Raw genomic sequence first — 12,190 nt, 5'->3', positions numbered from 1 at the left:
AGTATTAGAGGTTTAAATATGATGAGGCTATCCTGTTTACATTCTGCAAAATACTTCTTGGGAGAAGTTGAGCACCAATATGATGATGTTGAAGTTTTTCACAGTGTGTTAGCAGAACATGGACTGCCAAATATGCCCAAACTGTTTGCTTGGGGCGGGTATCGCACGTCGGCCAAAACGATATTTGAAATGGCGTTTGAGTCTATGCAGCAGACCCTTGCTGCCGCGCCAATCGAAGCACAAGAGGTTGATCTGGTCATCATTTGTAGTTCCGATTTCAGCCCAGTGGACGAAACCCTTTCGTATAGCCAGTTACTGCTGTCTTTGGGTATGGAGCGCGCGTTTCCGATGGGAGTTACCGTATCAGATTGTGCCAATCTGTTGTCAGTATTAGATATGGCTAAGCAATTTATTGACAGTGGTAAATATCAACATATTTTGCTGGTAACCAGTAATAAAATTCGTGATGAGCGGCATCGTTTTCAAGATTATGCGCTGTTTAGTGATGGCGCAGCAAGCTTTATGGTGTCTAACAAGCAGGTGTTGAGCCAGGTGCCTGAGGACGGGCTGAATATTGTGGACTCTCAAATCAATGCACATCTACAGTTAAAAGCGGCTGGGGAAGACATTGACGATACGCCGCTCTTTACCGCAACCGCACAGCAATTAATGGATCGTAATCACCTCACAATTCGCGATCTGAGTAAAGTCTTTAGCAACAATCTCTACATGCCGGTGATCACCCTCAAAGAGGGCAGTATTGGCGTCAGCAAATCACAGCTCTATTTGGATAATATCGCTCGATTTGGACATTGTTTTTCTGCCGACTCAATTATTAATCTGGTCGATTATATGGCCAGCTCAACGGCGGCGCATGGCGAGTACTTTGCGCTGCATTCCAGCGCTTCGGGGTTAAGGGCGCAGGTGCTGTTGCAGGCATGTCGAGACTAAACATCCCCATCAGGTAGAGATACCTGTCTATATACAAGGAATATTTAAAAATTACCGGGTAGGTGAGCAGCTGCCCGTGGAGGCGTATATGAAAGACAGTGCACAGGATATGCTCGCTGCGCGGTATGCTTTTTCCGATTCCGTGGTGGTTAAAAACCGCATTTTTAAATCGGCGATGAGTGAACAGCTAGGTGATAAAAATCATAATCCAACTGATAAGTTAGTGACCTTATATCGTCTGTGGGCAGAGGGTGATATTGGCATTTCAGTGTCTGGCAATATTATGATTGATAGGACGGCCCTATCTGGGGCTAGGGATGTGGTATTAGATCAACACAGCGATCTGGACAGCTTTCGTCGCTGGACGGCTGCGGGCAGTGAAAATAACACCCATTTTTGGGCCCAAATCAATCACCCTGGGAAGCAAATTATCAGTCAGTTATGTGCTCAACCAGTGGCCCCCTCAGTGGTACCGCTGGGCAATGGCCTTGCGCGCCACTTTAATGTGCCACGGGCACTGACAGACGAGGAAATTTTGGCCCTGATAGACAAGTTTGCCAGCTGCGCAGCGCGGTGCAAAGAAGTGGGCTTTGGCGGTGTGCAGATCCACGCAGCCCACGGCTATCTGATCAGTCAGTTTCTCTCACCGCTGCACAATATACGCACAGATAGATGGGGCGGGAGCTTGCAAAACCGGATGCGTTTCTTAGTGGCCACCTATGAGTCAATTCGCCTAGCGGTCGGCCCGAATTATCCGGTGGCCATAAAACTCAACTCGGCAGACTTTCAGCGGGGCGGATTTAGTGAAGCGGAGTCAATGCTGGTTGCCAAAACGTTGGATGAAATGGGGGTTGACCAAATAGAGATCTCTGGCGGAACTTATGAAAACCCGGTCATGATGGGGAATATGAAAGAGAGCACGCGAGCGCGGGAGTCCTATTTTTTAGAATATGCCAAGCAAATTCGCACTCAGGTTAACACCGCATTGGTTGTTACGGGCGGGTTCCGAAGCGCCACAGGGATGAGAGCATGCCTACAGAGCGGCGCTGCGGATTTTGTGGGGGTCGCGCGGGCTTTGGTGATTGATCCTAAGTTTGCCACACAGGCGCTCTGTGATACGCAAAGCGGCCTGACCTTACCGAGAGATCCACAGGGAGAGCATATGAGCATCGCTTGGTATGAGAGTAAGATAAGAGGCCTGACTCGTCAGGCTGGCGCAGTCAAGATGTCAAAAATAACAACACAAGAGGGAGTCTAATTGTGCGTGAAACAGTATGTGTGACGGGGGCCAGCGGCTATTTAGGGACCCATGTTGTCGCTGAGTTACTCTCACAGGGTTACCGGGTGAGAGCCTCGGTGAGGGATATAGCAAGTGAAGGGGCGCAGCATCTGCAGCAGCTAGCTCAAGTACATGGTGCAGATACGCTCAAGGTGATGTGCGCTGATTTTACTGTGCCAAAGAGTTTAGATACAGTCCTGGCAGACAGTGACTTTTTGATTGCTTGTGCGGCAACGACGGCACTGGGGTTTACCAGTGATGTCGATGTGCCACAAACCCATCAGGATGCGAACATCATTGGTACCGACAATATGTTGCAAAGTATAAAGCGCAGCACTGGATTGAAAAAAGTCATTTATAGCTCTTCAATGGCCGCGGTATTTCGTTCGGATGTTGCTGACGATCATCTATATGACGAAAGCGATTGGAACAACGATATCAAAACCAGTAGTGAACCCTACTTTTATTCAAAAACACAGGCTGAACAGCTGTTAAAGACCCAGTATGATGCGGATACATCAGATGCATTACCCACACTGGTGCGATTTAACCCGTCGGTGTTGATGGGGCCGTTTAATGCCAAAGCGCACCAAGATTCCAGTATTTCTATATTGCGGAATTTACTTGATGCCCGCGCAAGTGGCTGCCCTCGCTTGTATTACAGCATTGCCGATGTGCGCGATGTCGCGAGAATATATGTGGAAGCTTTGCACAACCCTGCTGTTGAGGGGCGTTACTTACTACCGGGTAAATCAATTTCGCTGTTAGGTATTGCCGCAGTTGTCGCGCAGCATTTTCCGGAATATAAAATGCCGAACCGTGAATTAAAGGATGCGATGGTGTACGCCTTAGCGGCGCACAATACGGGCTTAACCACGGCTTATCTCGACAAGTTCTTGGGTATTGAGCACCGCTTTGATGACAGTAAGCTAAAGCGGGATTTCTGTGATCCATATCGCATTGATTTGACGCAGACCATCATAGACTCTGTGACCGCGATACGCGCAGTTGCTCAGCCGGGTATCAAGTCTGCGGTTTAATCTAGGTTGGTTCTGGTTCTGGTTCTGGCTCTGGTTCTAGTGCTGGAAACCCCCACATGGCTTGAATGTGCGTGGGTAGCTGTACTAGCTCGACGGAGAGTGAAGCACTGTGTACATATGCACTATTGGATATCGCATCCCCCATAGGTAGACATAGCGGTTGATAACCTGCATCCAACAGACTTTGGTACAGCGGTGCAAAATCATCGTATGCTCGAATGCCGAGGGCGATATTGAGCACCCCTTGATCTGTCTGGGCTTTAGTGTGATGGGCACCGGTATCGTTATATTGGGTGAGCTGCAAGTGATACCCGCCGCATACCAGAGTTTTACTTCGTTGCGTAACCCCGCTGTATTGAGGTTGCTCAGACAAGCGTTTAAATTGTGGATCAAAATGCGATGGTACCGTGGATTCAGATAACCCAAAGCCCTGGGTGAAGTGGGAAACTTCTCTGTCCAAATCATTCACGGTGGCCCCGACTCCGCGAAGTGTGGGTTTAGTCAGGGTATGCGAGGTCGCGTTGGAAAAAATATCCAATACATTGTTATCGATGTCTCGGACCAACAAATGCTCAGTGCCCTGATCGTGATATCGGCATATTTGACGCATATGGGGGGCAAGCTGGGGGTCTTGACAGATCTCATCTAGGGATGGAGCCTCAATAAGCAGCATATTGTAGCCGCGTGTGAGCATATTTTCTGTGTTATCTGTCGAGTGGGGCTGTTCAAAGTGAAAGATCTCCAATTGAAAAAATGGGTCGTCGCCAGTGAGCCAATAACATTGTGCTCGCACTTTTTTGCAACTGAAAATGCGTGCGGCGGCAATACCGCGTACCGTGCGCTCCCCGCTGTCTTGATAACCCAGCAGCTTTTTATAAAAGCTGCTGCATAAATGGGGATGTTTAGTGGTGAGCGCCAATTGACAAAGATGTGGATACATAACTGTGTCCTATGCAGTTGGGTTGTGCGCAAGCGGAGTAATGCTCAAGGAAAAATCTGGGTCAAGAGACAGAGAAGGCTTAGTGTAGTCCAGTGCCAGATCAGCAATATTGCCCTCGTACTTAAAATCTGCAAATTTCAAGATAGTGGCGAGGTTGAGCGGTAAAATAATGTTGGATAAACCTGCACCAATACAGGTATGTGGGCCTTTTCCAAAGGGCGCATAGGCTTCTGATTCAACATCCGGATCAGCAAATCGATGTAATTTAAACGTATAGGGATCGCTAAAATAGCGAGCATCGGTGTGGCAGGCTGACAAGAAAAAGATCAAGGTCTCCCCCTGCTTTATTTGATAGCCATTGAACTCAAAGTCATTGGTTGCAACACGGTAGATGGCAAATGCAGGCGGGTATAAGCGCATGATTTCTTTGGTGAACAAATTGATTTTGGTCATGTCGTTGATCACCGATAGGTCGGGCTCATCGAGGTTTAATTGCGCGACTTCTTGCTGTAATTCTTGGCGAATATCAGGGTTGAGTAAGAGCTCTCGTAGGGCAAAACTTAAGGCAGAGGTAACCGTATCAATTCCCGCAAGAAAAGGAATAATGGCGTGATTACGTATATCTCCGGGTGTGAACCACTGCGGTTTATTCTTAAGCCCTTGTGAGATCAACACATCAATATAGCGCTCTTTTGCATGCTCGGCTTGTTCATTGTGAATGATCCGATCGGCAAGGTCATGCACGGTTTTCTTCGCTTGTAGATATTCAGGCGAGGTCAAAACCCTTTTTGAAATACGCTTAAAGGAGCAGGCGTTCATGACCGTTGCTTGATAATCGATCAATGCTTCCACTTCTTCAGGAGTGGGGGCATAACCTTGCAATGCATACCCTATTTGCGTCGACAAAGTGTGGCGCAGAAACGGACAAAGCCGTGTTGACGGCTCGCTATACTGCGTACTTAAAATATCTCGAAAAGTTTTCCCAAACTCGCCGACACTGTCTTTTAAAGATGCTTTGCAAAACATCGGGGCCATCAAACGGCGTTGATAGCGGTGTACATCGCCATCTACGCCAATAAATGAGTGCGGACAATTCATTTCATCCAGTGTATCTGACCAAAACGCATTTGAACTCAAAAAGTCCTTACTCTCAGTACTCATAAGTTGGTTGGCTTTAAGTCCAGCCAATACGGTGACTGAACTTTTCTCAGAGCCGATTCTAAATATATCACCGTATTGGTCATAGCACTGACGCAAGTATGTAAGTGGGTTGTCTAACCAGGTGATTGGCTTTTTGCCATCTGTGATATTTTTTGCGATGGGGGGCTTGGTCATCGCCTGTTCCTGCAAATTCGTCGTTGTCACAACAATTTCCTTTTTATTGAAAAGCAAGAGCCCAAAATTTGGGGCTCTGCACAGCTGGCCTAGATTGAATGGGCCATGTTTTTCTTTGTTATATTTCCAGTGCGGTTTGAGGTGCTGACACTGGTGCAAATTTGAATTCCCATTGAAAGTGGAACTTGTCGAGCTGGTGTTGCAATTGCTCGGCAACCTCATCTATGTCTTCGCGTTGCTGGGCAAAGTGGATCCTGACAATACTGCCTGTCGACACATTGTTGATGACCTCAACTGTGAACTCTAGCGTATCATGCAATGCATGTATGACACTGCTGACGCAGTTTATCAGCACCTCTTGGCGCAGTGGCAATTTGAAAATTTTGCCAACGGGGGTCACAGGTAATTCAGGTACAATCATTACTTCCACTGGTGATGCCGCAGGTTCGGGTATGTTATCTTTACAATATTGCTTTAATGTGTCCGCAGTGAGTGATGAGCCAGCGTGGATCGTCACATAGGCGACAGGCAACTCACCGGCGTACGCATCGGGCTTTCCGACGGCAGCAGCCATAATGACATCCGAGTGCCCCACTAAGGTATTTTCAATGATCAGTGGATCGATATTGTGTCCACCTCGAATGATCAAATCTTTCTGTCGACCGGTCAGCCACAAATAGCCTTCAGCATCGAACTTACCCAGATCTCCGGTATTCAACCACCCCGGCTCAGGCCACGCATTTGCATTGGCAAAGGCTTGTTTATATTCAGGGATCACATTGGGACCTTTGATCAGCAGTACCCCGACTTCACCGTGTGCACATTCTTTTATGATCTGCCCATCGTCGTTCAGTTGCACGACACGAATGGCTTGATAGGGGACTCTCATGCCAACGGAGCCAACTTTACGCGCACCATAATAGTAGTGTGTTGACGCGCAGGCGGTGGTTTCTGTCATGCCGTAGCCTTCACAAATATCGGCCCCTGTGCGCTGGGTAAATTCATTGATGAGTACTTGTGGCATAGGGGACGAACCGCAGCCGCAATAAAAGAGGCTGTCGATGTTGTGTTGTTCGATTGGCTGCTCTAGCAATGCGGCATAAACGGTGGGAACACCGGCAAAAAAATTGATTTTAAAGCGTTCGACAATAGCCCAGAAATCTTGCATGAGTGCCTTGTTTCTAAATCCCTGCTGTCCTGCTAATAGCAGCTCAGAGCCATTGAGCAATGATGTTAACGAGGACACCACAATGGCGTTGACGTGAAATAGCGGCAGTGCACACAATGACACTTTTGATTTGGTGTTGAGTAGGGCTTCATTGGGACCGACAATCAGCATTTGACAGGCATTCACTATTGCACCTCGGTGGGTGTGCCTGGCTATTTTTGGTGTGCCTGTGGTGCCGCCGGTATGAAAATAGGCAGAAGTTTCGTGACCGCTCAATGGACGATGAAAAAGATACTGATCTGTAGGCTGCTTTTTCAGCTCAGAGTGCCAGTCTATCGCCTCCTTGCAGGGCGTACCTATGGTCACTAATGTCACTGGATGGACGGTGTTGTGCTTGACTGCCAGCGCTTTTTCAAAAAGCGCTGGGTTAGCATCACTTGAAAGTGTCACTAAAATGCGTGCTTGGGTTTCTTTCATAATGCCGCAAATATGTTCTACTTCCAGAAATGGATTGATAGGTGTGCTGATGGCGACCGCCTGAGCCCCCCACAAACCAAACACCATTTCGGGCATATTGGGCAACAAAAATGCCACCGAACTGTCGCTATCTATCCCCAATGAGTGGAAAAGATTGGCTGCACCAATACATTGCTCCTGAAACTCTATATAACTCCAGCTTTGCACCGGATCGTCCGCGCGTCCATTGGGTAAGTAGCTCATTGCTCGGGCATGTTGGTACTTCTGTGCAGCGATGGAGAGGGCATCGGTCACCGATTGGCAGGGAAAGCGCTCAGAAGCTGGGTGCTTTTCCAATTGTTCGATGTCGTGAATGTCACGAACCTGCTCGGGATCACCAGCAAAGCGCTTCACAAAAGGATGAAACAAGTATTCTTGATTGAGGGGTGAATCATGCATTTTATTTATATTCCTTATTAGCCCTAATGTTGCCAACTGATATTGTGACGTGCCAAGTCACCATGGTTTATGATGTGACTTGGCACTGCACTGAGCGCGTCTGAATTTATCGGTCAGTCACGACATCGGGTGTGGTATCCCGCATATTAAGCAAGTGTCATCATTAACTTTGCGGAAAGATAGAGACCAATGCCAAACGACAGATGCGCCAACAGGCTTCTAAATCTCAGTGTGTTGGGGTTGGGTAGCTTGGAGGCCGCGACTCCCATGCCAAAACATGGCTGCATAATGAAAAAAGGAAATACAATGGTGACAACCCCGGCTACCAAGGCGGGTAATAGGGTCGGTGATTCAATCCACTCACTGCCCAGTACCAAAAAAAGCAGTGACGCGAAGGCAACACCAATCACGTAGTGTGCTATCCAACCAAGTGTATTTTCGCCAGAGACTGGTGGTGTTTTCATGATGCCTTGATGAAATACTTTGCCTTTGGTGAGATAGACAAACCACCTGCCAACCATACCGTAGTTTAATGAAGGGATGCCAAAACTGACTTTTAATAGTAAGGCCCAAAGATCCATGATCAAGGTTGCACCTATCCCTACTAATATAACTTGAACTAAAGATTCCATTTTTTTACCTGTGTCTTTTTACTATTTGCATGTATATACGAACCACAAACGTGATCTTATGATGATCGTACGCGCAAGTGGTGACATGCGCGACAACACATTTATCGCGTGGTGAATGACTCACAATATATACTCAGTGTTTCTTGCGACAACGTCTTTGACTGATACTACATACATCGTCGGGTGTCTAATACCATGGTGAATGCCACAATATTACAGCCTAGTATATCCATATCGTGGCGCATATTTCAACGAAATATCAGCAGTCTATATGGGTCAGTTAGCACATTCATCGCAGTATATCTCGGCGCGGATAAAGTAACGGTATTGCTGGTATCTCTATGCTAAACGGGGTTTAAATGGCCTGACAATTAAAGGATATCGCGATTGTGAGATTCGAGGTAATCGATGACTTTGGCCAGTGCGGCGTTCACATCCGCAGTTTTTCCCCAATCTAACTCTTGCCAGTCAATACCCGTATCTAATTGGAAGATATTGGACTCAAATAACGTCTTAATTGTATTGGCTGAGTTAATTTTCTTGAATTTAAATGCTGAGTGCGGGGGGGAGGCTTTCTGTGTTGTGCCATTCAGCACGCAATCAATTTCATCATTAATGTGGTGTTTATCCGTCACATTGAGGACGCTTTTGTCGTGCTTTTCTTTGTACTGCTCCTCTATGGTCAAGACAATCTTTTTGGCTTTCATAAATGGCAAGGCGATACCATTTTCGTATGCTGAGAGTACACAGGGGTAACGAGTAAGGACTTTATAGTTGTCAAAAGAGCCCATGGAGATCCCCAGTATGCTGACTGTATCTCGCACGGTCAGTTTTTTAAGTCCGAGCCTGAGCCTGGCGTCTGACAAGGTTTGCAATTCGAGTAGTGCGGCATTAAAGGAGACTAATTTGCCATACTGAGGCAGCTCTTCGCGGCTGGCATTTTCTTGAAACTGCTTGGTTTTTAATAAGATAGGCTCGCATTGATAAACTTTAAACTGGGAAACAGAATTAATACCATAGGTATACAAAAGAGCAAAATATCGGCGGTGGCCTGTTAAAATTTGAAATTGACCATCGTGAATTGGGTAAACAGTTGGTACCTGAATGATTTCTGACATGGCCAAGTTGTTGGCTAAATCGACGATAGAGTGAATGGTTTCGTTTGCTTTTTTCCAATCAGATGAGCCGTGGGGGAGACAATTTATAAAACAGTTGTGACCGACAAGTACGAGACCCTCGGCATCATACATCTTAGCTAACGCTCGCTTAGAAATTTTCCTGTTGACGAAAAGTGCTGCATCTTCATCACTGATCATTACCGTGGGGAGGTAACGCGCATTTGTCGGATCGGGCTTTACGTTACAGAGGAAAATAGCCTCGTAAGAGAAATCTTCATCTTTAAAGCTCATTTCCTTGTTCTTCCCTAAAAATGAGATAACTTTCTGTTCTAAACTGATCATGCGGCTACCAAAAGAATAGTGATATTAAAAAGAGTTACATTTGCCTAAGTAAGACTAGTACGCAAGTCTAACTCTTGCTAAAGAGAATTTCACCTTTATTGCAAAAATAGTGTTTTTCAGAGCATGAATTAACCTGTTGTGTTGTTTATTGACGTATTGAATACTATAAAATCTAGTTTTTTTTGGATTCACTCTTATGAATTCGTGCTTGTTATTAAATAATTAATATAAATATTAATCGTATTCAGGCTTAGCAATTTGTCTCATGCGTGAGACAAATTGTCGGGGCGCGCTATTGTAAAAGGTTCTGAGCTCTGCAAGCTGGGCCCAGAGGCGCAGCTTAAAACAAGATCACGTAAGGTATACGTGAAAAATCACGGACAGGGTCTGTGATGGTGAAGGAATGAATACCGTGTGCACGGTATGGCTGTGAGTTGATGACAATTGAGGATAAGCACAGATGAGACGTAAATAGTTATTTACAAATTAACTATTTATCACTGGCCATTTCTAACTCAGCAAAGCGCGACATATCATTTGGTGAAGATAATGCTGGCTCAAATTCACTATTCATAAAGCGTTCTACCACTTTTTCTAGCTTAATGTGTATGCCGTTGTTTGAATCCGAATACCCTAACTGGTAACCCGCTTCAAAGGCCAATATTATTGCTTTTTTTGTATTCATAACCACGTCTATTCCTTCGTCTGTTATCCCCTGTTAAAATTATATATTTTATAACAGGTTGAAAATCAATCTATCATATCCATTAGGTGCTTATCTACAGGAAAGTAAATTTTTTCACATTTTCCCGGTTGGTAAGCAATCATTTATCCTATATAGGAATTGTTTCAATTTGTAGAAGGTGTATAGGGTGATCTGCATTCATTTTTCGTGTGCAAGAGTGACTTGAGCCGAATCTTTTATTGGGTTAGTATCAGAATGTCATGTTCAATGACATATCATAATTTGAGACATATCATAAATTGATTTTTCGAGGATGCGAAGTTAATGGAAGGAATATACCAGTTTGTTCAGAGTACTTTCTCTGAAGTCTGCAATATCGATAGTGAAGAGATCACGCCAACGACCAATCTGTTTTCAGACTTGGGCATAGAAAGCATGGACTTTATGGATGTGTGCTATTTAATTGATGAGAAATATAGTATTCGTATTCCCATTGGTGAATGGATGGGACGGGTTAATGAAGGCGATGAGTCAGCAGCAGACCTCTTTGTATTCGAAGGCTTTGTAAAAGCGGTATCTAAGCTAGTTGAAGCTGAATTTGCTTAATGCTACTTTGTCGTTCTAAGAAGTGATATCTAAAAGAAATTTATAAACACAACTCTACCCGTATGCGTATACCCTATGCCAGTGCGGTTACCTGTGTCTGCTAGATGCGGGAAAGAATAGTAACTTGTGGACCCCACAAGTTAAGTGTATGAATGGTTATTTTAGATAGGCCAATTATAAATAATATGATCTGCTGTTGTGCGCAATCGCTGTGTTTTTGCGCGACTGAAAGCTGTTAGAGCATGCAAACGGCTGACATATTTTCAATACTGTTACACAGCCGCTGAGTGCGCACTAACAGGTAGTTAGGCATAGCGCATTAAGTGGTGTTATCGGTCAGAAGTTTTGGAGAAAACTCATGGATAGTTTGCAGTCGTTTGATGATAACGCACCAATAGAGAGGGTCATTACTGCACTTTTAAAAGATGGCGCGGTTATTCTTGAAAAGTTGATCAGTGATGATGAAGCCGAGCAATTAAAAGCCGAAATCGAACCAGCGTATGATGCATTTCATGGCAAGGCCAATTCCAAGTTCTATGGGTTTAAAACCCGCAGGGCCCTGAGGCTGTTTGAGTACTCAAATAAAGCAATTGAGGTGTGTAGTCACCCTCGGGTCCTTGAGATCGCGGATAACATATTGCTACCACACTGCGACTATTATCAGATAGATAAGTCAGTAGGTATCGAAATATTTCCCGGCGAAGACAAGCAAGCAATACATCGAGATGACGTACAATATCCAATCCAAATGCAGGGTATGAACTTGATGTTTAGTTGCTTAGTCGCTTTGGATGAGTTTACCCATGACAATGGTGCAACCTTGGTGGTGAAAAATAATCGCAGTATTCACAATGAGCCGACGTATGATCAAGCCTGTTCTGCGGTGATGAGCAAAGGGTCTGCGGTTGTTTATTTGGGCAGCACATATCACGGTGGAGGCAGTAATGACAGTCTTCACTCGCGCAGTGCGCTAGCCACCATGTATAGCCTGGGTTGGTTAAGGCAAGCTGAAAACCCGTACTTGTCGCTTGCACCAGAAACAGTCGAGAAGTTACCACTGAGAACTAAGCAGTTACTTGGGTATAGGCAGTTTGGAAAATACCTTGGTCACTACCCTCGGGATCCCGAGCGGCGTTATCCTGGTGGGTATTAATCCATGACACCTTTTTATTACTATCA

Annotated in this window: 11 protein-coding genes; 5 read left to right on the top strand and 6 right to left on the bottom strand. The window is 45.5% G+C overall.

Annotated features, from left to right (window positions below; genetic code table 11):
* Positions 1 to 18 precede the first annotated feature (18 nt).
* The 3 genes from J8M00_RS25735 (at position 19) to J8M00_RS25725 (ending at position 3,270) form a co-directional block, all read left to right on the top strand.
* Positions 19 to 951, top strand: a complete 933-nt coding sequence (locus J8M00_RS25735) for a hypothetical protein (RefSeq protein ID WP_211013248.1) — start codon at positions 19 to 21, stop codon at positions 949 to 951.
* Positions 952 to 1,039: 88 nt separating this feature from the next.
* Entirely contained in the window at positions 1,040 to 2,209 is a 1,170-nt protein-coding gene (locus tag J8M00_RS25730) for an NADH:flavin oxidoreductase/NADH oxidase family protein (protein WP_211013247.1), read from the top strand.
* 2 nt (positions 2,210 to 2,211) lie between these two features.
* Positions 2,212 to 3,270, top strand: a complete 1,059-nt coding sequence (locus J8M00_RS25725) for an NAD-dependent epimerase/dehydratase family protein (RefSeq protein ID WP_211013246.1) — start codon at positions 2,212 to 2,214, stop codon at positions 3,268 to 3,270.
* 1 nt (position 3,271) lies between these two features.
* Here J8M00_RS25725 and J8M00_RS25720 read toward each other — a convergent pair whose 3' ends face one another.
* The 6 genes from J8M00_RS25720 to J8M00_RS25695 all read right to left on the bottom strand — a co-directional run bounded on the left by J8M00_RS25720 (position 3,272) and on the right by J8M00_RS25695 (position 10,405).
* Entirely contained in the window at positions 3,272 to 4,210 is a 939-nt protein-coding gene (locus J8M00_RS25720) for a hypothetical protein (RefSeq protein WP_211013245.1), read from the bottom strand.
* Positions 4,211 to 4,219: 9 nt separating this feature from the next.
* The gene (locus J8M00_RS25715; RefSeq protein WP_211013244.1) at positions 4,220 to 5,575 is read right to left on the bottom strand and encodes a cytochrome P450; all 1,356 of its coding nucleotides are present in this window, start codon (positions 5,573 to 5,575) and stop codon (positions 4,220 to 4,222) included.
* Positions 5,576 to 5,663: 88 nt separating this feature from the next.
* Positions 5,664 to 7,628 carry an acyl-CoA synthetase gene (locus J8M00_RS25710; RefSeq protein ID WP_211013243.1) on the bottom strand — a complete coding sequence of 655 codons (1,965 nt, stop codon included), beginning with the start codon at positions 7,626 to 7,628 and terminating at the stop codon, positions 5,664 to 5,666.
* Positions 7,629 to 7,774: 146 nt separating this feature from the next.
* The gene (locus J8M00_RS25705) at positions 7,775 to 8,260 is read right to left on the bottom strand and encodes a DUF2938 domain-containing protein (protein ID WP_211013242.1); all 486 of its coding nucleotides are present in this window, start codon (positions 8,258 to 8,260) and stop codon (positions 7,775 to 7,777) included.
* Between the two features lie 371 nt (positions 8,261 to 8,631).
* Entirely contained in the window at positions 8,632 to 9,720 is a 1,089-nt protein-coding gene (locus tag J8M00_RS25700; RefSeq protein WP_247687572.1) for a hypothetical protein, read from the bottom strand.
* 490 nt (positions 9,721 to 10,210) lie between these two features.
* The gene (locus tag J8M00_RS25695; protein ID WP_211013241.1) at positions 10,211 to 10,405 is read right to left on the bottom strand and encodes a hypothetical protein; all 195 of its coding nucleotides are present in this window, start codon (positions 10,403 to 10,405) and stop codon (positions 10,211 to 10,213) included.
* A gap of 324 nt (positions 10,406 to 10,729) precedes the next feature.
* On the opposite strand from J8M00_RS25695, the gene J8M00_RS25690 reads away from it, so the two are divergent.
* The gene (locus J8M00_RS25690; protein ID WP_023402296.1) at positions 10,730 to 11,011 is read left to right on the top strand and encodes a phosphopantetheine-binding protein; all 282 of its coding nucleotides are present in this window, start codon (positions 10,730 to 10,732) and stop codon (positions 11,009 to 11,011) included.
* Between the two features lie 358 nt (positions 11,012 to 11,369).
* Positions 11,370 to 12,164 (top strand): phytanoyl-CoA dioxygenase family protein, encoded by a 795-nt coding sequence (locus J8M00_RS25685; protein WP_211013240.1) that lies wholly within the window; start codon positions 11,370 to 11,372, stop codon positions 12,162 to 12,164.
* The last annotated feature ends 26 nt before the right edge of the window (positions 12,165 to 12,190 follow it).

The sequence above is a fragment of the Pseudoalteromonas luteoviolacea genome, assembly GCF_018100925.1.
Lineage (GTDB): Bacteria > Pseudomonadota > Gammaproteobacteria > Enterobacterales > Alteromonadaceae > Pseudoalteromonas > Pseudoalteromonas obscura.
Note: the sequence above shows the minus strand (reverse complement) of the source record. Positions and strands in the feature narration are given on the sequence as shown.

Bases quoted from the DNA above. Each gene is read 5' to 3' on its own strand.
- J8M00_RS25730 (WP_211013247.1), top strand. From the start codon at position 1,040: ATGAAAGACAGTGCACAGGATATGCTCGCTGCGCGGTATGCTTTTTCC.
- J8M00_RS25720 (WP_211013245.1), bottom strand. From the start codon at position 4,210: ATGTATCCACATCTTTGTCAATTGGCGCTCACCACTAAACATCCCCAT.
- J8M00_RS25735 (WP_211013248.1), top strand. From the start codon at position 19: ATGATGAGGCTATCCTGTTTACATTCTGCAAAATACTTCTTGGGAGAA.
- J8M00_RS25700 (WP_247687572.1), bottom strand. From the start codon at position 9,720: ATGATCAGTTTAGAACAGAAAGTTATCTCATTTTTAGGGAAGAACAAG.
- J8M00_RS25685 (WP_211013240.1), top strand. From the start codon at position 11,370: ATGGATAGTTTGCAGTCGTTTGATGATAACGCACCAATAGAGAGGGTC.
- J8M00_RS25695 (WP_211013241.1), bottom strand. From the start codon at position 10,405: ATGAATACAAAAAAAGCAATAATATTGGCCTTTGAAGCGGGTTACCAG.
- J8M00_RS25690 (WP_023402296.1), top strand. From the start codon at position 10,730: ATGGAAGGAATATACCAGTTTGTTCAGAGTACTTTCTCTGAAGTCTGC.
- J8M00_RS25710 (WP_211013243.1), bottom strand. From the start codon at position 7,628: ATGCATGATTCACCCCTCAATCAAGAATACTTGTTTCATCCTTTTGTG.
- J8M00_RS25705 (WP_211013242.1), bottom strand. From the start codon at position 8,260: ATGGAATCTTTAGTTCAAGTTATATTAGTAGGGATAGGTGCAACCTTG.